Genomic DNA, 21,702 nt, shown 5'->3' on the forward strand with positions numbered 1-21,702 from the left:
AGGCCCACCACACCGAGCGCGAGGTGGACATGCTGGGCCTCATGGTGCGCGCCCTGCGCAAGCATGGCCCTCCGGACGCCCTCTACCTGGACAATGGCGCCACGTACCGGGGCGAGACACTCGCCACCGCGTGCGCTCGCATCGGCACCTCCCTCTTGCACGCCAGGCCCTACGACGCCCCCGCACGCGGGAAGATGGAGCGCTTCTGGCGCACGCTGCGCGAGGGCTGCCTCGACTTCCTCGGGCCCGTCGCCTCCCTCCACGACGTCAATGTCCGCCTCTGCGCCTTCCTCGACGCGCACTACCACGTCACCTCGCATGCGGCCCTCCTGGGCGCGACACCGAAAACCGTCTTCGAGGCCGCGCCCCGGGCGCCTGATGGCTTCGACGAGGCGAAGCTGCGCGAGGCCCTCACCACCCGTACCCGCCGACGCGTGCGGCGCGATACCACCGTCGTCGTCGACGGTGTCGACTACGAGCTCGACGCAGGCCACCTCGCCGGGCGCCTCGTGCACCTGTGCCGCTGCCTTGTCGACCTGGGGGAGACGCCCTGGGCCGAATTCGAGGGCAAGCGCTACGCTCTCCACCCAGTCGACGCCGTGAAGAACTCGCGCCGCAAGCGGCCGCTGCGTCGCCCTCCCATCCACGACGAGACGTCCCGGCCACACCCCGCGTTTGACCCGCCCCTGGCGCTGCTCGACCGCGCCGTCGGCCGTCCTCCCCGGCATCGCGATGCAGGTGAGTCATGACGCCCGCCTACGTCACCCACTTCGGCTTCTCCGAGGCGCCCTTCTCCAAGGAGATTGCCGACGCGGACCTCTGGCTGCCCACCTCCAAGACGGGCCTCGTCGAGGAGCTCTGCGAAGCCGTGCGCGAGCGGCAGAGCGTCATGCTGGTGGGCGAGCCCGGCGTCGGCAAGACGTGCGTCCTGCGCGCGCTTCGTCACCGGCTTCCCCAGGCGGGCTTCCGCCTCACCTATTGTCACAACGCCACGCTGGGCCGCCGCGACTTCTACCGCCAGCTGTGTCTGGCCCTCGGGCTCACCCCGTCCGCCACCGCCGCCGCTGTCTTCTACGCCGTGTCCAGCCACGTGGAGGAACTCGGTCGCGAGCGCGTCCACCCCGTCTTCCTCCTCGACGAGGCGCACCTGCTCCACCAGGACGTGCTCGACCACCTCCACATCCTCCTCAACTACCAGTGGGACTCCAAGGCACTCCTCTCCCTCATCCTCGTCGGCCTGCCCGAACTCGACTCGCGCCTCGCGATGCGCCGCAACCGTAGCCTCGCCTCCCGACTCGCACGCCGGCTCGCCATCGACGCGCTTGGACCCGAGGACACCGCGGAGTATCTCCGCCTGCGCCTGAAGAACGCGGGCTGCGAGCGAGAACTCTTCGCCTCCGACGCCATGGCCATGCTCCACGAGGCCGCCTCCGGCGCCCACCGCGACATCGACCGGCTCGCGACCACGGCACTTCGCGAGGCCGCGCGTCGCAAGAAGAAGCTCGTCGAGCGCGACGTCCTCGCACGCGTGCTCGACACCGACTCCGCCGCTCTTTAGGCCACTCCCATCACCGGGCGCGCGCGCTGACGCTCGCGCTCGGTGATGCCCATCAACCAGGCGGCTCGCTCGTCCATCAACCAGCTCGCCTCGCAACATCCACCACGACTGCTACCTCGGCAATGCCTCCCGCCACGTCGCTCGCCGGACGGTTACGCAGCGACTGGCCGACAATGCGCGCCAAGTCCACCGAGCCCCACATGGTGGCAGTGCGAATGCGACCACCGACGTAGGACAAAGTGGGAGACAGAGCATGTCGGCACCGACATACTCTCTCCTACAATTTCCTCCGTAGACTCTTACGCCAGTCTACTTCCCCTAGCAGGGTTCCCCTTGCTCCTACATGTCAGTGGCACACTCGAACCCTGTTGGCATATCTTGAGGCAAATCTTCCGCTGAGAATGCTCACGCATGAGGAGCAATGCCATTACCCCCAGAAGAGATCGGACGGAGAATCAAGGAAGTACGGATTGAGGTTGGCTTTTCTCCGGCTCAGTTGGCCGCGATTCTCGGTGTCCAACCCATAGTGATTGAACAGCTTGAGTCTGGCATCTTGTCTCCTGTGCCTGGAGACTACATTCTGATTCTCGCCCAGGCACTCAAGACAGACTTTCGCTATTTTATCTCGCGAAGTCTCGATGACGTTGAGACGGGGATCAAGAAGCTATTTAGGGCGCTCGCAGCCCCTAATCCCAAAGATTTCTTAGCTCTTCGGCGCTTCATGTCGTTTGCAGCCGCAGAGCATGATCTAGAGATACTGCTCGGGTGTCCCAAGCCGTCTCCGCCTCCTGTGTACCGATTCGAAAAAAACATCCTACACAAGGATCAAGGAAAGCAGGCCGCACAAGCCGAAAGAAAGCGCTTAGGCTTAGGAAACGAGCCCATTTCGAACATCTTCGATTTGATGCGTCGGCAGGGAATCGGCCTGATGCGTCAGCGCCTAGAAGACGGAAATCTCTCAGGCGTTACGCTTCTCCATCCACGGGCTGGGGTTTGCGCCCTCATCAATTACGATGACGATTTGTTTCGGCAATTTTTCTCAGCCGCGCACGAGTATTGCCATGTCCTCTTTGAACGAGGCGTTCTTGATCGAGAAAGCTGTATCGTTTCGTACTACAACAATAGGGAATTAGGCCGGAGCGACAGCACACAAACACCCCAGTCTGAACGAGAAAGCCATTGGATAGAGCTGAGAGCGAATAATTTTGCCTCAGAGTTTCTTCTCCCCCTGAGCGCTCTAGACCGTTATCCCAAGCCCCAGACGACGGATGATGTGGCCGAACTTACCCTCAGAATTGGAAGAGACTACCGTATTAACACCGTGACGGTTGCGATCCGATTGAAGGACAAGGGCTGGATCTCTCAGAAAACATTGGAGTCCTTCAAGAAAGTTATGCCCAAGCGAATCCCGCGGAGCGAGAAGCGCGACCCGGAAGTTCCTCTTGGTCTAACTCAGCAACAGTATGAGCGCCGTCAAGTTGCCACAGAATATGGCACGAGTTCCTATTACCTGGAGCTCCTTCGCCGTGCCGTGTCTAGCAATTTGATTACCATGGGACGGTTTACAGAAATGCTAGACATGACTCCTCGGCAGGCGGCATCCTTTGCTGTGGAAACGGGAATCGCTCTATGACGCTCGCTCAAGGCAAGGTCGGCCTTTGGATGCTAGATAGCTCGACCTTTATCCATTCCCTTATTATCGAGCAAACACGACTGGTCGTAACTCTGAGAAATCCCATAGCTTTCCCTGAGTATGTGTTCAAGGTTGAGTTGCTGGGTGAAAGAGCCCACCCTGAAACCCAGGAGATAGCAAGAGCGGTCGTCACTTCTGGTCAAATCACATTAAGGAACTTGACTCTTGGCGATCTTGATCGAATTGCACAACTGAACGCCCCAAGAAAGGCAGGCCTCGGCGAATTGGCCTGTGCAATCATCGCAGGACGAGAAGGTGGTGGCGTACTGTGTGATGACTGGAAATGTCGCAACTGGATGTCTGCCAACACAACCCCGCTCGTTGAATGGCAGAGCATTGAGGATGTGCTACTTGAGGCGGCCGAGCGTGCCCATCTGAGCGAATATGAACTCGAAGACCTTCAAAAAAGGCTACTGAGCAACCGCTATCACTGTCGCTTCGACCTGCGCAATGAACATCTGATGCGTTCCCTGAGCAGAAAGACTCCGGATACGTAAATAGATCAAGGGCAGTGCATAGCGGGGCTCTCGACATCGCCTTCACAAGGAACTACTCGCAGTAGCGGGGAGGCAGCATCTTTCCTTCCCGCAGCACAAAGTGCGCATGCGACCGGAAGGTGTTGCCATCAGCGAGCTCTTCTCAAGGGAAATGCCAACTGGAAACTCCGCCTACGCTTGCTTCGAAAAGCGTGCGATAAGTTCCTGGGACTTGGTCTTCCATCCCTGATGATGCAGTTTGGGTTTCTCGACGTCAGCAGGCGGTGGACGACAACCTCTCCCACTCCGAATTCCTCTACCGGCTGCTGGGAGACGAGGTGGAGCGCCGCGACTCCAAGCAACTCTCCCAGCGCGTGCGTCGCGCCTCCTTCGAGCACGCCAGGTCGCTGGAGGACTTCGACTTCCACTTCAACCCCAGCGTGCCCAAGGCCAAAGTGCTGGAGCTGGGCACCTGCGGCTTCCTCGAGCGCCACGACAACGTGCTCATCGTCGGCCCCACCGGCGTGGGCAAGTCCCACCTGGCGCAGGCTCTCGGCCACCGCGCGTGCCGTGCTGGCTTCAGCACCCTATACGTCGGCACCCACGAACTGCTCATGCAGTTGCGCTCCGCCCGGGGCGACGGCTCCTACGACAAGCGCCTCTTGCGCTTCACCTCGCCGGACCTGCTCATCATCGATGACCTCGGCCTGCGCGGGCTGACACAGGACGAGCCGGTGGACCTCTACGAAGTCGTCCGACAGAGGAACGAGCGCAAGAGCACTGTCATCACCTCCAATCGCGCAATCGAAGAGTGGCCTCCGCTCTTCGGGGACCCGCTGATGGCCAGCGCCGCCATGGATAGGCTGCTGCACCACTCGCATGTCCTGGTCATCGAAGGCGACAGCTACCGCAATCCGCCTCCCGTCCGGCGCCGAAAGGCCGCCGCTGCGGAAGCGCGCTAGCCACGGCGTGGATCCGCTTGGCCGACCCCGACCTCGTCAACGCCGCGAACTTGAGCAGCGGCTCCCTGACGAGCTCAGCAACCCGATCCGCTTGGCCGACCCTCCCGCAGTCCATGACCCCGGTCCTTGACACAAACCCGCCCACAGCAGCCTCGGGTCGAGCAACCGTCGGGCCCCTAAACGGCAACGGGCTGGAGACCCCGAAGGATCTCCAGCCCGTCAAATCATGGTCGGGGAGACAGGATTTGAACCTGCGACCCCTTGGTCCCGAACCAAGTGCTCTACCAGGCTGAGCCACTCCCCGATATGTCCGTCCGCCGGCGGGTACTCCTCGGGACCGGCGAAAGTGCGGCGGTAGTACCCGAGCCTCACGGCTGAGTCAACGTCCTCGGATCACCTTTTCTTTCCCCCTCCCCACCTCCACACCCTCCTGCGGTCCGAAAAGACCCTCGCTCCTCCCCTCGCCCCTTGCCTCCTCTAACAATTGTCCTGACATTCCGATAGTTCCGGATATATTCACCAGTCCCCTCTGGGCCGAGAAGGCAGCTGGCCGTGCAGCTCCATACGAACATGCCCCCCGTCGTCCTCATCTCCGATGATGAACCGCTCATCGTGTCGGCCCTCGCCCGGGAGGCGAAGCGGTCCGGCCTGACGTGCATCTCGGACACGACGTCGGAGCGCGTCCTCGAGCTGGCCCGCCTCCACCGGCCCGCCGTCATCATCCTGGACATCAACCAGCACCAGGACGGGCGGGATTTGCTCGCCCAGCTCAAGCAGGACCCCGCCACCCGCGAGTGCAAGGTCATCATCCTCAGCGGCGTCGAGGACCAGTTCACCCGCCACGTCTGCTTCGAGCTCGGCGCCGACGACTACGAGGTGAAGCCCTTCGACCCCACCTTCATGACCCGCGTCGCTCGACTCGCCACCACCGTGGCTCGCACCCGGGCCTGAAACCCCGCCGTCACCCCCGGAGCGAACGGATGGCCGCCGCCCGGTCCTTCGCCCCGAAGACGTAGCTGCCCGCCACCAGCACCGTCGCCCCCGCCTCCACCACCTTCTTCGCCGTCTCGGCGTTGATGCCCCCGTCCACCTCGATGTCCGTGTCCAGCCCCCGCGCGTCCAACATCGCGCGCAGCCGGCGCACCTTGTCCACCGTGGACTCGATGAACCCCTGCCCCCCGAACCCGGGGTTCACGCTCATCAACAACACCATCTCCACGTCCCCCAGCACCTCCTCGATGGCCGACAACGGCGTGCTCGGGTTCAACACCACCGCCGGCTTCGCCCCCGCATGACGAATCTGCTGCAGCGTGCGGTGCAGGTGCGGGCTCGCCTCCACGTGCACCGTCAGCACGTCCGCCCCCGCCTTCGCGAAGGCCTCCACGTACTTCTCCGGCTCGACAATCATCAGGTGCACGTCCAACGGCTTCGTCGCCGCCCGCTTGATGGCCTCCACCACCACCGGCCCAATCGTGAGGTTCGGCACGAAGCGCCCATCCATCACGTCGACGTGAATCCAATCGGCGCCCGCGGCTTCGATGTCGCGGACCTCCTCGGCCAGGCGACCGAAGTCTGAAGACAACAGCGAGGGCGAGATTCGGACAGGGCGGCGGCTCATGGGGGCGCTACATACCCCGCTCCCTTTCACCCCGACAGCGAAGGAATTCCCCGACGTCCGCTCTAAAGCAGAAAACCAAGCAGGTCGGGCCCCAGGGCGACCACCTGCCCGGGCGTGTTACAACCTTGGAATCCTGCACAACCGCAGGACACACCTCGCCCGGAGCCACCCGGTGCCCTCTTCCGCCCTCGCGCAGCAGCCGACTCCGCCGCAGCCCGACCTCACCCGCCGCCTGGCGAAGCTCACGTCCATCCTCGACGTGGCCAAGGCCATGAGCGCCGAACGGGACCTGGACCTGCTGCTGCCGCTCATCCTCTACGAGGCCACCAAGGTGGTGGAGGCGGATAGGTGCTCGCTCTTCATCCTGGACCGCGAGCGCAACGAGCTGTGGAGCAAGGTGGCCCAGGGCTCGAAGAACGAAATCCGGCTCCCCGTGGGCAGCGGCATCGCCGGCCAGGTCGCCCACACCGGCACCATCATCAACATCCCCGACGCCTACGCGGACACCCGCTTCAACCGCTCGTTCGACGTCTCCAGCGGCTACCAGACGAAGACCATCCTCTGCGTCCCCATGCGCGACGCGAATGGCGACGTCACCGGCGTCATCCAGGCCCTCAACAAGCTCGGTGACCTGGCCTTCAACGCCGAGGACGAGGAGCTGCTGCTCGCCCTGGGCGCGCAGGCCGCGGGCGCCATCGAGAACGCCCTGCTCCACGAGGAGATCAACCGCCTGTTCGAGGGGTTCGTCTCCGCCTCCGTCGTCGCCATCGAGCAGCGGGACCCGACCACGGCGGGTCACTCGGGCCGCGTCGCCGACCTCACCGTGTCCCTGGCCCAGGCGCTGGAGCACCAGTCCACCGGCCCGTATACCCAGGTGCGCTTCTCCGCCACCGAGATTCAGGAGCTGCGCTACGCGTCGCTCCTGCACGACTTCGGCAAGGTCGGCGTGCGGGAGAACGTCCTCGTCAAGGCGGAGAAGCTCTATCCGCATGAGCTCGAGGTGCTGCGCGCCCGCTTCCAGCTCGCTCGCAAGGACCTGCAGCTGCAGAGCTACCGGCGGCGGTTCGAGGCGGTGAAGAAGCGCGGGGACTCGGCGCTCGCGGAGATTGAAGCCGAGGAGACCGAGCGGCTCGACACGGAGCTCAAGCACCTGCACGAGGTGTTCGAGTTCGTCCTCACCTGCAACCGGCCCACGGTGCTGGCGCAGGGCGGCTTCGAGCGGCTCACGGAGCTGGGCCACCTGAACTTCCAGGACGACGCGGGCCAGACGCAGCCGCTGCTCCTGCCGCGCGAAATCCAGTCGCTCTCCATCCCCCGCGGCACCCTCTCCGCCGACGAGCGCCGCGAAATCGAGAGCCACGTCGAGCACACCTACCGCTTCCTCACACAGATTCCGTGGACGCGCGCCCTGCGCCGCGTGCCCGAAATCGCGTACGCGCACCACGAGAAGCTCGACGGCACCGGCTACCCCCGCGCCATCCCCGAGCGCACCATCCCCGTCCAGTCGCGCATGATGTCCATCTCCGACATCTACGACGCACTCACCGCCAGCGACCGTCCCTACAAGAAGGCCGTGCCGCACACCCTCGCGCTCGACATCCTCAAGAAGGAGACGCAGAACGGGCAGCTCGACCCCGAGCTGTTCAAGATCTTCGTCGAGGCCGAGATTCCCCGCCGCGCCCTGAAGCACGCGCCGAAGTAGCGGACCGGCTTCTCTGGCACAGCTCATTCACCAGCTCCGCCCTCGCCGAGGGCTCGGCCGTCGAAGCACGGCGTAGGAACTCCGCCCTCGCCGAGTCCAGGCCTGGCGGGCGACGGTTCGCTCCGGCTCCGCCCTCGTCCAGTACTCGGCCCTCGAAGCACGGCACTTCACTGACCCCAGAAACCAAACGGGGCCCGCCGCGCGAAGCAGCGAGCCCCAGGTCCTCACGGCGTCAGGCTTCAGCCGATGGTGTGCAGCCGCAGGCTGTTGATCTTCCCCGGCTGGCCCACGGGCGCGCCGTAGACGATGACGATGCGGTCACCCTTGCGGCCCAGTCCTCGCGCGAGCAGCTCCTCCTCCACGCGGCGCACCATCGCCTCCGTGTCCTGGATGGGCTCGAGCACCCGCGGCACCACGCCCCACAGGAGCGCCAGTCGCCGACGGACCTCCTGGTTCGGGCTGAACGCCACAATCGGCACCGTCGGCCGGTAGTGCGACAGGAGCCGCGCCGTCACACCCGACAGGGTGAAGGCCGCAATCAGCGACGCGTTGCTCGCCTTCGCCGCCTCGCACGCCACGCGCGCGATGACGTCCGGGAAGTGCGAGGGCACGCCCAGCGGCGCGTCGATGCGCGGCGACAGCCCCTGCACCCGCGACGAGGACTCCGCCGCCAGGATGATGCGCTCCATCATCTGCACGGACTCGATGGGGAACTTGCCGCTCGCCGTCTCGCCCGACAGCATCACCGCGTCCGCGCCGTCGAACACCGCGTTCGCCACGTCGCTCGCCTCGGCGCGCGTGGGACGCGGGTTGTCGATCATCGAGTTCAACATCTGCGTCGCCACGATGACCGGCAGGCCGCGCAGGTTCGAACGCCGGATGATGTCCTTCTGCACCGCCGGCACCTCCTCGGGCGGAATCTCCACGCCCAGGTCGCCGCGCGCCACCATCACCCCGTCCGTCTTGTCCAGGATGGCGTCCAGCCGGGCAATCGCCTCCGGCTTCTCCAGCTTGGCGATGATGGGCACCGTGCGGCCCACCTCGGCCATCGCCTGACGGGCCGTGTCCAGGTCGGAGGGCTGCCGCACGAACGACAGCGCGATGTAGTCCACGCCCGCCTTGATGCCGAAGACCAGGTCCTCACGGTCCTTCGGCGTCAGCGCCTCCGCGCGCACCGCCACGCCGGGCAGGTTGATGCCCTTGTTGTTCTTCAGCGTGCCGCCGTGGATGACCTCCGTCTTGATGAGCTTCTGCTTGTCCGTGTGGAGCACCTTCAGCTCCAGCAGGCCGTCATCCAACAGGATGCGGTCCCCCGGATTCACGTCCGCCGCCAGGAACGGGTACGTCGTCGACACGATGTCGTCCGTGCCCGGCACCGTCTCGTCCGTGGTGATGTGGAAGGTGCCCCCCTCCTTCAGCTCCGTGCTGCCCTGGGTGAAGCGGCCCGTGCGAATCTTCGGGCCCTGCAAATCACCCAGGATGCCCACCGCCTTGCGCACCTTCAGCGAGGCCGCGCGAAGCTTGGCGATGTTCTCCGCGTGCTGCTCGTGGCTGCCGTGGGAGAAGTTCAACCTCGCCACGTCCATGCCGTTCTCCAGCAGCGCCTCCAACATCTCCTGGCTCTGACTCGCGGGCCCGAGGGTGCAGACAATCTTCGCTCGTCGCATATGGCTCGGGAGGATGGGTGGACCTCATGGAGGCGTCAAGCACGCACCACGGGTCGCTTCGCTCGGTAAACCGGTAAATGAGCCAGCGAGCAGAAGAGCCATCAACCGCGCAACAACACGCCCAGGTTCTCCCGCTCCCAGCGCAGCGCCGCCGTGTAGTGCGGGTACGTGCGCTCGCGCTCCCGGAAGGCGCGCGGATGGTGGACGCGGCGCCCGCCCCGCCCCGTGCTCGGGAAGAGCTGATGGAGCATCTCGTGGTAGACGATGAATTCCACGAAGAAGGCCGGCACCTCGGGCCTGTCCAGCGCGGGGTGGATGCGAATCTCCCGCGTCTGATGGTCGTACACGCCCAGGCGGATGGACTTCCGACGCCGCCGGGGCGGCATGCGCCCCCAGCCGATGCGCGCCTGGATGACGTTGTCGAAAAATGTCGCGTTGACCCCGTTGTAAAGCGCCTGCAGGTCGAAACAGCGACCCAGCGGGTTCAGGTCCGCGTCGGATTCGCGCCGCACCTGACGGATGCGCGGCTGCTGTCCCCGGATGTACTCGTCCAGCAGCACGCCCGCGGTGCGGTGGCCCCGGCCCGCGTAGTCCGCCACCGCGCGCACCACCGTCTCCGGCGCGTCCAGGAACATGTGGTGCAGGCGCAGCTGCAGCGCGTTGCCTCCCCGACGGAAGGACACCATGGTTGAGCGGTTGTCCGTCACCGCCAGCTTCACCGGCATCCCCAGCTCCGCGCTCAGCCGCCACGCGAGCGACTCCGCGCGGTTCCACATGTCCTCGCGCGTGGAGGAGACGTTGAGCATGCGCGGCGCTTCCTCGGGCACCCGGTTGCGGGGCGGAGGAGGACGGGGCGCCGGGGGCGCCAGCTGCGCCTCGAGCTCCGCGACGACGTCCGGGGCACGCGGCTCCGCGGCCGCCGCCGTGGCCCGACTGGCCGCGGAGAGGCCGCGTGGGAACAGGGACATCTGACGGAAAAACTCGGAGGTCACTCGGCGCGCATCGTACCCGCCAAGGCTCCGGACTCAAGGCCGCAGGCCCCTGCCCGCCTGCCCTCCGTCAGCCCGTCAACCGCGTCCGCCCCGAGTCCCCGGGTGATTCACACTCCGGGGGCGGCATCCGTCACGGAGCGGGCACCTCGGTGTGACGGGACTTGAGCAGTCGCTCCAGCCGCTCGGGCTCCATGCGCACCACGAAGGTCTTCTCGCGCGTGTACGTCACCTGCCCGTGCGCGCCGCCCTTCACCTTGCGCACGAACTTCACCGGCACGTAGCTCACCTCGCCCCGGGGCTCGCCCTTTGCCCCCGAGTGGTGCAGCGCCAGGTGCGCCGCGTCGAGGAGCGCCTCCTGCGCGGGCTCCTGTCCCTTCTCCAGGGGCAGCACCACGTGGCTGCCCGGCACGCCGCGCGCGTGCAGCCACAGGTGCCAGGGCCGCGCGAGCTTGAAGGTGAGCGTGTCGTTGTCCTCCGAGCCCCGGCCCACCCAGATGCGCGCGCCCGCGTGGCCCACGTACTCCTTGAAGGGCCGCCCCTCCGGCGTCGCGTCGCTCCCCGAGGAGACGTGCAGCACCTCCACCTGGGCCAACAACATCGCCTCGTCCATGCGCTCCACCTGCTCCAGCGAGGCCTGGGCGTGGGCGACCTCGCGCGCCAGCTCCGCCTCGCGGTGGCGCGCCTGCTCCACGCCGCGCAAGAGCCGGCGGTACTGGTGGAAGTGCCAGTCCGCCTCCTCCTTGGGCGTGCGCTTCGGGTCCAGCGGCACCCGGACCTCCTGGGCGCCCTCCTCCGTGTACTCGGTGAGCGTCACCTCGGTGGCGCCGCGCTTGAGGCGGAAGAGGTTCTGCGCGAGCAGCTCCCCCAGCCGGCGGTGCTTCTCCGCCTCCGGCCCCCGCGCGGCCTCCGCCCTCACCTTCTCCAGGGTGCGCGAGGAGCGCTTGAGGCGGGCGCGGTACGGCTGCGCGAGGCGACGGCGGATGGACTCGGCGCGGCTCTGCTGGTCGCGGGCCCCGAGCAGCCGCTCGGCCGCGTGGGAATAAGGGAGCACCTCTCCCGCTGTTGGCACCAGGCGGGAGGCGACCTTGAGCGCCTTCTCCAGCGCCTCGGCGGGCATGGGCTCCGGCGGTGTCCACGCAGCGCCTGGGTACAGATTGCGGCGGGGTCCGAAGCCCTCGCCCGAGAGCATCAGCACCCGGTTCTGCTCGCTCGAGAGGAGGAGTCCCCCCGGAGAGCCCAGCTCCATCACGAGGTGACGGCGCACCTCCTCGCGCTCGAAGTCGAGCCGCACCACGCGTTCGGCCTCCATGAAGCGGGCGCCGGTGAGCTTCGCGCCGGTCAGCTCGTGGCGGAGCCAGCGCTGGAAGGGGGCGGGCTCGCCCGGCGTGGGGAAGCGGGAGGTGGCGGCGGAGACGCGGGCCAGGTCTCCCTCCGCGCACAGGCACAGGAGGATGGAGCGTCCGGGGACCCGCAGCTCCAGGTAGGCCAGCCTCGGCAGGGGGCACCAGGCCTTCTGGGCCACCGCTCCCGTCAGCTGACTGCCCACCTCCGCCACCACCTGTGAGAGCTCCACGGGACGCAGCGACACGGGCAACCTCCTGTCCGGACAAAAGAAAAACGGCCCGGCGGGTTTCGCCGAGCCGTTCACCGGACGTCAACCGACGTCCGCGAATGACGACCTGCTGCTCAGGACTCCGGCGTAACCGGGGCCGCCGTCGCGCTGGTCTTCTTCGCCCGGGCCGCCTTCTTACGGGCGGGGGCCTTCTTGGCGCGAGCCGCCGTCTTACGGGCGCCGCCCTTCTTGGCCGCGGCCTTCTTGGTCGCGGTCTTGCCAGCCGTCTTGCGGGTGGTCGTCTTCTTAGCCTTCGCGCTGGTCTTCTTCGCGGTCTTCTTCTTGGCGGCCATCAGAACCCTCCATGTGATTTGGCCCCAGTCAACCGGGGCCCTGCACTCTTCCTGATGAAAGTGAGTGCTTGAAGTGAATGGTACGGGCGACACACCAGTGTGTCAACGCATGGTGATGTATTGCATCGCGCGGCGAGGCCGATTTTTCGGCATCGAGCGGTGCCGAGGGCCTCGAACGGAGGTTCGCGGACACTTCGGAGGCGCGTCGCCGAATCGCGCGCGAGGCCGATTTTCCGGCTCCGGACGCGACGGAGGCCTTCGCTTCCGCGCTCGCGCGGACGCACTGTCGGCTGCCGCGCAAAGGCCCGAGCGGCATGCGGCGCTTTTCGCGAGGGAGGTCGGCGTCTACGGTGCGCGGCCACGATGAGGACCCCCGAGCGCACCTTCCCCGCGGACTTCACCTTCGGCGTCGCGACGTCGGCGTACCAGGTGGAGGGCGGCATCGAGAACGACTGGGCCGAGTGGGAGCGCGCTGGAAGATTGAAGGAGCCCCACGCGCGCTGCGGGCGGGCGGTGGACCACTGGAGCCGCTACGAGGAGGACTACCGGCTGGCGACGGCGGTGGGGGCCACCGCGTTCCGCATCTCCCTGGAGTGGGCGCGAATCGAGCCCGAGCGCGGGCGCTTCGACGAGGCGGCGCTCGAGGGGTACCGGGAGCGGCTCCTCAAGATGAAGGCCCACGGCCTCACGCCGGTGGTGACGCTGCACCACTTCACCCACCCCACCTGGTTCCACCGCGAGACGCCGTGGCACCAGCCCGAGAGCGTGGAGGTCTTCCGCCGTTATTCCCGCCGGTGCGCGGCGCTTCTCGAGGGGCTGGACGCGCGGGTCATCACCTTCAACGAGCCCATGGTGCTCCTGTTGGGCGGCTACCTGCAGGGCGCCATCCCCCCGGGAATCGCCGACGGGGCGCTCACCATGAAGGCGCTGGAGAACCTGGTGCGCGCGCACGTGGTGGCCCGGCGGGAAGTGGGCGAGAGGCTGGGCCGGGTGGAGACGGGCATCTCCCAGAACATGCTGGCCTTCGCGCCGGACCGCTGGTGGAACCCGCTGGACCGCGCGCTGGTGCGGCTGGGGGGCCAGGCGTACAACCACGCCTTCCATGAGGCGCTGTCCACCGGGAAGCTGCGGGTGAACATGCCGGGGGTGGCCACCACCCGCGTGGACATCCCGGAGGCGCGCGACTCGGCGGAGTTCGTGGGGGTGAACTACTACAGCCGCGCGCACCTGCGCTTCGTGCCCCGGCCGCCGTTCATCGAGTTCAAGTACCGCGACACCCAGGGGCGGGGCCTGACGGACATCGGCTGGGAGGACTGGCCCGAGGGCTTCCTCCAGACGCTGCGCGACGTGAAGCGCTACGGCAAGCCGGTGTGGATTACGGAGAACGGCATCGACGACCGGAGCGGGACGCGCAGGCCCCAATACCTGCACACCCACCTGGGACAGGTGCTCGCCGCGCGGGCCGAGGGCGTGGACGTGCAGGGCTACCTCTATTGGAGCCTGCTCGACAACTTCGAGTGGCTGGAGGGCTGGGGCCCGCGCTTCGGCCTCTACCACGTCGACTTCGACACGCTGGAGCGCAGGCCCACGCCCGCGTGCGACTACTTCCGGCGGGTGGCCACCGGGCGGAAGCTCGTGGCCCCGCTGTAAGAAGTTCCGGGCCGCTCAGCCGAGCGCGGCCCGGTAGTCGACGTCCTGCTCCTCCTCGGAGGCCGCGCCCGAGTTCGAGGCGCGGTCCGCGGTGGCGAAGAAGGCGCGCACCGCGTCGGCGACGGCCTCCGGTGCGTCCAGGGTGTTCACCCGGGCCCGGAAGACCGCCGCGCCCACCAGGCCATGGGCGTACCAGCCCAGGTGCCGGCGGAACGAGCGCACCGCGCCGAGCGGGTCCCCCACGAAGGCCAGGTGCGCGTGGAAGTGCTCCAGCACCAGCGCGCAGCGCTCCTCGGGGGTGGGCGGCTCGCCTCCATTCAGCTCGCGAAAAATCCAAGGGTTGCCCAGGGCCGCGCGGCCAATCATCACGAAGTCGCACCCGGTGGTCTCCAGCATCCGGCGCGCGTCCTCGCAGCTCTTCACGTCGCCGTTGCCGAACAGGGGCAGCTCGGGGAAGTGGCGCTTCACGTCGGCGATGACGCTCCAGTCGGCGCTGCCCGAGTAGCCCTGCTCGCGGGTGCGAGGGTGGATGGCCAGCCCCGCGCAGCCCGCCTCCTGGAGGGCCTCCGCCATCTGGAGGTAGTTGCGGGAGCGGGCGTCCCAGCCCGAGCGAATCTTGCAGGTGACGGGCAGGCCCGAGGCCTCGCGCATGGCGCGGACGATGGCGGCGGCGCGGGGCGGGTCGGAGAGCAGCGCGCTGCCCGCGCCGTTCCTGGTCACCTTCTTCACGGGGCAGCCCATGTTGATGTCGAGCAGCTGGGCGCCGTGGGACCTGCCGACGCTGGCGGCGAGCCCCATGGCCTCCGGGTCTCCTCCATAGAGCTGGAGCGAGTAGGGCTTCTCCACCTGGGCGTCGAAGCGCAGGTACATCAAGGTGCGCTGGTTGGCCCGCATCAGCCCCTGGGAGCTGACGAGCTCGGTGGGGCACAGGGCGGCGCCCATGCGGAAGGCGAGCACCCGGTAGGGCATCTCGGAGACCCCGGCCATGGGGGCGAGGACGTAGGGATTCGCGAGCGTGAAGGGGCCGAGTCGCAGCATGGAGCCTGGGGAACCTAGCGGAATCGAAAGAACCGGTCGCGGGATGTGCGCTCCGGACTGCGCAACCGCCCTTCAACGGTTAAGGTCCGTCTCCATGTTCCGCTTTCGTCTCGGGAGCATTCCCGTCGAGGTCCATCCCAGCCACCTGCTGGTCTCCGCCATCATCGCGTACACGTCGATGCGAGCGGCCCAGAACGGCTGGCCCTTCGCCCAGGTCGCGGGGGCTCCCGCGCTGGGGCAGGCCAGCGCGATGGGGGTGTTCGTCCTCTCCTGGATGCTCATCGTCTTCGTGTCCGTGCTGGTCCACGAGCTGGGGCACGCCCTGGCCAGCCGCCTCTTCGGCTATCGGCCGAGCATCGCGCTCGTCTGGTTGGGCGGCCACACCCTGCCCACCGACACCCCCGGCCCCCTTCCTTGGAAGCGGGACGTGGTCATCACCGTGGCGGGCCCGCTGTTCGGGCTGATGCTCGGCGTGGTGTGCCTGGTGGGGTACCTGTTCCTGAGCGGGGGCTCACCCGCGCTGGACTTCTTCCTGCGCACCTTCGCGGGGGCCAACTTCATCTGGGCCATCTTCAACATGCTGCCCGTGCTGCCGCTGGACGGCGGGCGGCTGGTGAACACCCTGTCCACGCGCATCTTCGGGCCGCGCCGGGGCATGGTGGTGTCCCAGGGGCTGGCCCTGCTCGTGTGCGTGGCGGTGGTGGGCTACAGCCTGAGCACCGGCTGGCTCTTCGCCGGCATCTTCTTCGCCATGTACGGCTACCAGGCGTTCCGGATGCTGACCGAGGCGCTGGGCTCCGGCTCCTCGGGCACGCTGAGCAGCGGCGCGCTGGAGAACCCGCTCGCGCAGAAGTTGCGCGAGGGCAAGTTCGCCCTGGACGCGGGGCGGATGGACGACGCGCGGCGGCTGGGGGCGCAGGTGCTGGAGGGTGGCGACGCGCTGACGCCGGAGCTGGCGAGCCATGCCCACCACCTGCTCGGCTGGGTGGCGCTGAAGGAGGGCCAGGGGCGGCAGGCGCTGGACCACTTCTCCCAGGTGCAGGGGCTGCAAGTGGAGCCGCACGCGGTGGCGGCGTCCTTCTCCCTGGTGGGGGATGACGCCCGCGCCCTGGATTGGTGGAAGCAGGCCTGGCAGACGTCGTCGGACCGCACGGTGATGCACGAGTACGCCGGGACGTTGATCCGCCTGGGCCGCGCGCCGGAGGCCCTCAAGCTGCCGGGCGTGGAGCCCGCGGCGGCGTACTCCTGCGCCGAGCGCGTGCTGTTCATCCGGGGCGCGTACTCGGAGGCCGCGGCGGTGGGCGAGGCGGCGCTGGAGCACGCGCCGAGCGCGAGCATCGCGTACGACGCCGCGTGTGCCCATGCCCGGGCGCGCAACGTCACGGACGCGATGCGCATGCTGCGGCGCGCCAGCGAGCTGGGCTTCCGGGACGCGGCGTATGCGGCGTCCGATTCGGACCTGACGGCGCTGCACGGCCAGCCCGCTTTCGAGGAGTGGTTGACGGAGCTGAAGCAATCCGTCGCCTCCTGACAGAGGCATGACAGGAGGGGGTGTTGATGCGGGATGAGGCTGCGCACCTTCGGGTCCGCCGCCTTCCTTCCGCTCACGAGGCTCCCTTGCAGACATCCTCTCCTGCCGCGGCTCCAGCGGACGACGAGCGACTGAACTGGCTGTCGTCCATCCCGTTCTTCGCCGTCCACTTCATGTGCCTGTTCGCCTTCGTCGTGGGGGCGAAGCCGGTGGACATCGCGGTGTGTGTGGGGCTGTACATCGTCCGCATGTGGGGAATCACGGCGGGCTACCACCGCTACTTCTCCCACCGGGCCTTCAAGACAGGGCGTGTCTTCCAGTTCATCCTGGCGCTGGTGGGCAGCACGTCCACGCAGAAGGGTGTCCTCTGGTGGGCGGCCAACCACCGCCACCACCACCGGTACTCGGACCAGGGGGAGGACATCCACTCGCCCGTGCAGAAGGGCTTCTGGTTCAGCCACGTGGGTTGGATTCTCTGCGACAAGTACGGCAAGACGCGCATGGAGGGCATCAAGGACTTCGCGCGCTTCCCGGAGCTGGTGTGGCTCAACCGCTTCCACCTGGTGCCGTCGATTGCGCTGGCCGTGGCGCTCTACTTCATCGGCGGGTTCTCCATGCTGGTGTGGGGCTACTTCGTGAGCACCACCCTCTTGTGGCACGGGACGTTCACCATCAACTCCCTGAGCCACATCTTCGGCAAGCGCCGGTACAAGACGACGGACACCAGCCGGAACAACTGGCTGCTCGCGCTCGTCACCCTGGGCGAGGGCTGGCACAACAACCACCACTACCACCAGAACACGGCCAACCAGGGCTGGTTCTGGTGGGAGGTGGACCTCAGCTACTACTCGCTGAAGGTGCTCTCCTGGTTCAAGGTGGTGGAGGGCCTGCGGCTGCCGTCGGAGGCGACGAAGTACTCGTACCTCAAGTACACGGCCGAGGAGCGCGCCGAGCTGGCCGCGCCGACGAGCTTCTTCGGCGCGGGTGGGGCTCGCGCGCAGCTGGTCGCCGCGAAGTCCGCCGCGGAGGCGCAGCTGGTCGCCGCGAGGTCCGCGGCGGAGGCCCAGCTCCTCGCCGCGAAGACGGCCGCCGAGGGCAAGGTGCGCGAGGCGCTGGCCGCCGCCGCGGACCACCTGCCCTCCTCCGCACCCACACCCGAGCCGCTGCTCAAGCCGTGAGCGGCAGCCGGGCGGCGCGCCTTGCTTCCGGGTCCACCGTGACGGGATAGAGTGCGCCGGTCCGTGGCTCCGCCTCCGCCTCCGCCGATGAAACCCGCCTCAGCGCCCGCGCGTACCGGAGAGGACCCGGTGCGCGCCTGTGTCGCCGCCGATCCCGACGAGGTGCTGATGGCGCGGTTCTGCGAGGGACATCCCCCGGCGTTCGACGCGCTCTTCCAGCGCCACGCGGGGCCGGTGCGCGGCTACCTCACCCGCCTGACGGGCAGCGAGGCCACGGCCGAGGACCTGGTGCAGCACACCTTCATGTCCCTGGTGCGCTCGCGAGGGCGCTTCCAGCCGGGCTCGCGCTTCAAGCCGTGGCTGTACGCCATCGCCACCAACGCCGCGCGGGACTTCCAGCGCCGGGGACGCCGGCCCGAGGAGCTGACGCCCGAGGGCGAGCTGCCCGTGGTCGCCGACGAGCGCACCGGCCCGCGCGACGTGGGCCTGGAGCGGGCCGTGCGGCAGGCGCTGGACCAGCTCCCCGAAGGACAGCGCATCCCCATCCTGCTGCACCGCTTCGAGGGGATGGGCTTCGCGGAAATCGCCGACACCCTGGGCCTCACCGAGAGCGCGGTGAAGGTGCGGGCCCACCGGGGCTATGCGCGGCTGCGCGAGCTGCTCACGGCCCTGCGCACGGAGACGATGGAATGACGCCGGAGTGTTCTCGGGTGATGGACCGCCTGGGCGAGATGCTGCCCCCGGAGCTGGAGTCCCACGTGGCGACCTGCGCGGACTGCCGGGCGATGACGGGGGGCTTCGACCTGATGGGGGCGCCTGGCAAGCTTTCCCACCCCCTCGCGCGAGAGGTGCTGGCGCCGTCCACCGAGCGGCTCGCGAGCGAGGGCGCGTCCCTGGATGCGGCCCACAGCTTCGCGTACGAGGCGCTGGCCCGGCGGCCCCGGGCCCGGCCCTGGTGGCACGAGCTGCTGCTGCTCCTGGGGGTGCACGGCGCCATCGCGATGACGGCGTTGGCCGTGCTGGCCCACGGGGCCTGGGTGGCGAACCGGGCCGACGTGCCCGTCATCGTGGGCGTGGGGCTGCTGCTCACCGCGCTCCTGTCCTCCGGGGCCTATGTCGCCCTGGCGCCTCATCGCAGGACGGTGCCCTGGGGCGGCGTCATCGCGGTGATGCTCTCGGTGGGCGCCACCGTGGTGCTGTCGGGCTCCGGGGTGCGGACGGCTCCGCTCATGGCGGGCATCCTCGGCTGCGCGGGTACCGAGCTGGCGGTGACCGCCGTGCCGCTCGCCTTCACGCTGGTGCTGCTGTGTCGCTCCGCGTACCACCCGGTGCGCGCGCTCGCCGCCGGACTGTCGGCCGGAGGGGTCAGCCTGCTGGTGCTCCACCTGCACTGCGCCGACGGGACGACGCCTCACCTGCTCGCCGGGCACGTGGTCCCCTGGCTGGCGCTCGGGGGCATCACCCTGCTGCTGCGCGCCCTGCTGCCAACCCGCAGCCACGCGCCCTAGGCCGCCTGTTCCTCCCTGGCTCGGAGCCGTGCCCAGGTTCCGACAGGCCCTTCACGAACGTTGAAGCATCCGCGTTCGCGATGGGTTAGTGGGAGGACCAATGAATACCGATGAACCTCCGCCCGGGACGTCCTCCCAGCGCGCGTTGTGGGCGCGGGCGCGAGCACACCTGAGCCGTCTGATTCACGCGACCTTGCAGGCCTCCAACCGCCTGCGCCTGCCCGGCCCCTCGGTGCTGCCGGTGGCGGGCGCGGTGGTGGGCCTCTACAGCGGACTGGCCGCTGGAATCTTCGCCAACCTCATCGGCCTGGTGACGGGCCTGACGTTCGGCACGGCCGAGCTGGCGCACACGCTGCGCCGCAGCCAGCTCTTGACGCTGTGGGAGGCGTTCGCCTCCGCGCGGTGGCATCCGGAGTACGCCATCGTCGGAGCGCCGCTGGCGCTGGGCGGGCTGCTGCTCGCGCGGGTCATCGAGCCGGGGGGCCCTCGCGACGAGGTGAAGCGACGGCTGCGGCTGCTCGCCCTGCTGACGTTGGGCGCGCTGTCGCTCTACTACCCGCTGGTGGCGCTGGCCGCGCTCAACAGCGTCTTCGGCCACTCGCACTCGCTGGCGGACGCGATTCCGCACCTGCCCTGGTGGCTGATGCTGCTGGCGCCCACGCTGGGCGGCATGGCGGTGGGACGGCTGCTGCGCGACAGGCCGGAGACACATGGCCACGGCGTGCCGGAGGTGGTGCGCGCGGTGAAGAGCGGCGCCAACGTGGTGCCGGCGGACCGGGGCCTCTTGAAGCTGGTGGCGTCCGCCATCACCATCGGCTCGGGTGGCTCGGCCGGACGCGAGGGGCCCATCGTGTACGGCGGCGCGGCGTTCGCCTCCAGCGTGGGGCGCGTCCTGGGCTTCAGCCGGCGGGAGCTGTCCATCCTGCTGGCCTGCGGCGCGGGCGCGGGCATCTCCGCGTCCTTCAACGCGCCCATCGCCGGCGCGGTGTTCGCGATGGAGATCATCCTCCGCGAGTTCGAGCTGCGCGTCTTCTCGCCCATCATCCTGGCCAGCGTGGCGGGCACCCTGGTGAGCCAGGGCGTGCTGGGCGAGGCGCCCATGCTGCGGCAGGTGCCGTACGAGCTGGTGAGCGGCTCGGAGGTGCTGGCGTACGCGGCGCTGGGCATCGGCTGTGGCCTGTTGGCCTTCGCCTTCGTGCGGCTCCTGCACGGGGTGGAGCACTTCTTCCATGGACGGATGCCGGGCACCCTGTCGCCGTGGCTGGGCAGGAAGTCGCTGCCGTTCCGCGCGGGCCTGGGCGGGCTGTGCGCGGGCGTGCTCGCGTTCATCAGCCCCACGGTGTGGGGCAGCGGGCACGACTACATCAACCTGGCGGCGGTGGGGAAGCTGCCCTTCTTCTTCCTCGTGACGGCGTGCCTGCTCAAGCTCGTGGCCACCGCGGTCACCATCGGCTCGGGCGGCTCGGGCGGCACCTTCTTCCCGGCGGCCGTCATCGGCGCCATGGCGGGCGGGGCCTTCGGCACGCTGGTGCACTACTTCTTCCCGGCCAGCACCGGCCCCAGCGGGGCGTACGCGCTGGTGGGCATGGGCGGCGCGGTGGCGGCGCTCAACCGCGGCCCGCTCACCGGGATGATGATGCTGTACGAGCTGAGCGGGAACCACGACATCATCCTCCCGCTGATGGTGACGTGCACCATCGCCTCCGCGCTGTGCCACTACCTCATCGAGCGCAAGGCGGCGAAGGTCCTGAGCGACGCGGACCTCTTGGAGAGCACCCACGTGCAGACGCTGATGGAGCACGTGGCCCCCGTGCCCGCGGGGCTGCCGGTGCGTCCGCTGGCGGACCTGCTGCTCACGTCCGAGACGGGCGCGCTGCCGGTGTTGGACACGGCGGGGGAGGTGTACGGCATCGTCCAGGTGGAGCAGCTGCGCGAGGTGTGGCGCGACGAGTCCGTCTACCCGCTGCTGGTGGCCAGTGACTTGTCGCGCAAGCTGCCGGTGCTCACGCCGGAGACGGACCTGGCGCAAGCGCTGCGGCTGATGGACCAGGAGGACGTGGACGCGCTGCCCGTCGCGGCGCCCACGGGCATCGCCACCCGGGGGCTGCTCACCCGCGCGGCGGTGCGTCGCTTCCTCTTCGCCCAGCACGCCCGGCACCACGCGCGCGGTGACGCGCCCGTCGGCGCGTCCGAAGTCACGCACTGACGCTGACCCCGAGCCGGG

The 21,702-nt window shown here is 68.3% G+C and carries 18 protein-coding genes, 1 tRNA gene and 1 pseudogene; 13 read left to right on the top strand and 7 right to left on the bottom strand.

What is annotated here, in order from left to right; all coding sequences use genetic code 11:
* The 5 genes and pseudogenes from K8625_RS09500 to istB form a co-directional block, all read left to right on the top strand.
* Nucleotides 1–749 (top strand): annotated as a pseudogene (locus tag K8625_RS09500) (hypothetical protein); the annotation flags it as partial.
* The gene (locus K8625_RS09505) at nucleotides 746–1,558 is read left to right on the top strand and encodes an ExeA family protein (RefSeq protein WP_223752235.1); all 813 of its coding nucleotides are present in this window, start codon (nucleotides 746–748) and stop codon (nucleotides 1,556–1,558) included. The pseudogene K8625_RS09500 and the gene K8625_RS09505, both read left to right, overlap by 4 nt.
* Before the next feature lie 421 nt (nucleotides 1,559–1,979).
* Nucleotides 1,980–3,191 carry an ImmA/IrrE family metallo-endopeptidase gene (locus K8625_RS09510; protein WP_223782505.1) on the top strand — a complete coding sequence of 404 codons (1,212 nt, stop codon included), beginning with the start codon at nucleotides 1,980–1,982 and terminating at the stop codon, nucleotides 3,189–3,191.
* Nucleotides 3,188–3,748, top strand: coding sequence for a hypothetical protein (locus tag K8625_RS09515; protein ID WP_223782506.1), 561 nt, complete (start codon nucleotides 3,188–3,190; stop codon nucleotides 3,746–3,748). Before K8625_RS09510 ends, K8625_RS09515 begins: the two co-directional genes overlap by 4 nt.
* 221 nt (nucleotides 3,749–3,969) lie before the next feature.
* On the top strand, nucleotides 3,970–4,689 hold the full coding sequence (istB, locus tag K8625_RS09520; protein ID WP_223782897.1) for an IS21-like element helper ATPase IstB: 720 nt from the start codon (nucleotides 3,970–3,972) through the stop codon (nucleotides 4,687–4,689).
* 227 nt (nucleotides 4,690–4,916) lie between these two features.
* On the opposite strand, the gene K8625_RS09525 is transcribed toward istB, so the two are convergent.
* Nucleotides 4,917–4,993, bottom strand: a tRNA-Pro gene (locus K8625_RS09525).
* A gap of 266 nt (nucleotides 4,994–5,259) precedes the next feature.
* Here K8625_RS09525 and K8625_RS09530 point away from each other — a divergent pair.
* On the top strand, nucleotides 5,260–5,640 hold the full coding sequence (locus K8625_RS09530) for a two-component system response regulator (protein WP_046718495.1): 381 nt from the start codon (nucleotides 5,260–5,262) through the stop codon (nucleotides 5,638–5,640).
* A 10-nt stretch (nucleotides 5,641–5,650) separates the two neighbouring features.
* On the opposite strand, the gene rpe is transcribed toward K8625_RS09530, so the two are convergent.
* Nucleotides 5,651–6,307 (bottom strand): ribulose-phosphate 3-epimerase, encoded by a 657-nt coding sequence (gene rpe / locus K8625_RS09535; RefSeq protein ID WP_141325276.1) that lies wholly within the window; start codon nucleotides 6,305–6,307, stop codon nucleotides 5,651–5,653.
* Nucleotides 6,308–6,479: 172 nt separating this feature from the next.
* On the opposite strand from rpe, the gene K8625_RS09540 reads away from it, so the two are divergent.
* The gene (locus tag K8625_RS09540) at nucleotides 6,480–8,009 is read left to right on the top strand and encodes an HD family phosphohydrolase (RefSeq protein ID WP_223782507.1); all 1,530 of its coding nucleotides are present in this window, start codon (nucleotides 6,480–6,482) and stop codon (nucleotides 8,007–8,009) included.
* 239 nt (nucleotides 8,010–8,248) lie between these two features.
* Here K8625_RS09540 and pyk read toward each other — a convergent pair whose 3' ends face one another.
* The 4 genes from pyk to K8625_RS09560 form a co-directional block, all read right to left on the bottom strand.
* Nucleotides 8,249–9,676: a pyruvate kinase gene (gene pyk, locus K8625_RS09545; RefSeq protein ID WP_223747194.1), complete on the bottom strand. Its 1,428-nt coding sequence runs from the start codon at nucleotides 9,674–9,676 to the stop codon at nucleotides 8,249–8,251.
* 101 nt (nucleotides 9,677–9,777) lie between these two features.
* Nucleotides 9,778–10,644, bottom strand: a complete 867-nt coding sequence (locus K8625_RS09550; RefSeq protein ID WP_223747251.1) for a hypothetical protein — start codon at nucleotides 10,642–10,644, stop codon at nucleotides 9,778–9,780.
* Nucleotides 10,645–10,798: 154 nt separating this feature from the next.
* Nucleotides 10,799–12,256, bottom strand: coding sequence for an NFACT family protein (locus K8625_RS09555; RefSeq protein WP_223782508.1), 1,458 nt, complete (start codon nucleotides 12,254–12,256; stop codon nucleotides 10,799–10,801).
* A 98-nt stretch (nucleotides 12,257–12,354) separates the two neighbouring features.
* Entirely contained in the window at nucleotides 12,355–12,573 is a 219-nt protein-coding gene (locus tag K8625_RS09560) for a hypothetical protein (RefSeq protein ID WP_046716140.1), read from the bottom strand.
* A gap of 363 nt (nucleotides 12,574–12,936) precedes the next feature.
* On the opposite strand from K8625_RS09560, the gene K8625_RS09565 reads away from it, so the two are divergent.
* Nucleotides 12,937–14,223 (top strand): glycoside hydrolase family 1 protein, encoded by a 1,287-nt coding sequence (locus tag K8625_RS09565; RefSeq protein ID WP_223782509.1) that lies wholly within the window; start codon nucleotides 12,937–12,939, stop codon nucleotides 14,221–14,223.
* A gap of 15 nt (nucleotides 14,224–14,238) precedes the next feature.
* Here the strand turns inward: K8625_RS09565 and dusB are convergent, their stop codons facing one another.
* Nucleotides 14,239–15,261, bottom strand: a complete 1,023-nt coding sequence (dusB, locus tag K8625_RS09570; RefSeq protein WP_223782510.1) for a tRNA dihydrouridine synthase DusB — start codon at nucleotides 15,259–15,261, stop codon at nucleotides 14,239–14,241.
* A gap of 94 nt (nucleotides 15,262–15,355) precedes the next feature.
* On the opposite strand from dusB, the gene K8625_RS09575 reads away from it, so the two are divergent.
* From K8625_RS09575 to K8625_RS09595, 5 genes are all read left to right on the top strand, one after another.
* Entirely contained in the window at nucleotides 15,356–16,792 is a 1,437-nt protein-coding gene (locus K8625_RS09575; protein ID WP_223782511.1) for a site-2 protease family protein, read from the top strand.
* A gap of 86 nt (nucleotides 16,793–16,878) precedes the next feature.
* Entirely contained in the window at nucleotides 16,879–17,970 is a 1,092-nt protein-coding gene (locus K8625_RS09580) for an acyl-CoA desaturase (protein WP_223782512.1), read from the top strand.
* 168 nt (nucleotides 17,971–18,138) lie between these two features.
* Nucleotides 18,139–18,663, top strand: coding sequence for an RNA polymerase sigma factor (locus K8625_RS09585; protein WP_223747188.1), 525 nt, complete (start codon nucleotides 18,139–18,141; stop codon nucleotides 18,661–18,663).
* On the top strand, nucleotides 18,660–19,478 hold the full coding sequence (locus tag K8625_RS09590) for a DUF1109 domain-containing protein (protein WP_223747187.1): 819 nt from the start codon (nucleotides 18,660–18,662) through the stop codon (nucleotides 19,476–19,478). The genes K8625_RS09585 and K8625_RS09590 overlap by 4 nt, the downstream gene beginning before the upstream one ends.
* A 100-nt stretch (nucleotides 19,479–19,578) precedes the next feature.
* Nucleotides 19,579–21,684: a chloride channel protein gene (locus K8625_RS09595; RefSeq protein ID WP_223782513.1), complete on the top strand. Its 2,106-nt coding sequence runs from the start codon at nucleotides 19,579–19,581 to the stop codon at nucleotides 21,682–21,684.
* Nucleotides 21,685–21,702: the final 18 nt, after the last annotated feature.

The sequence above is a fragment of the Myxococcus sp. AS-1-15 genome (genome assembly GCF_020037055.1).
GTDB lineage: Bacteria > Myxococcota > Myxococcia > Myxococcales > Myxococcaceae > Myxococcus > Myxococcus fulvus.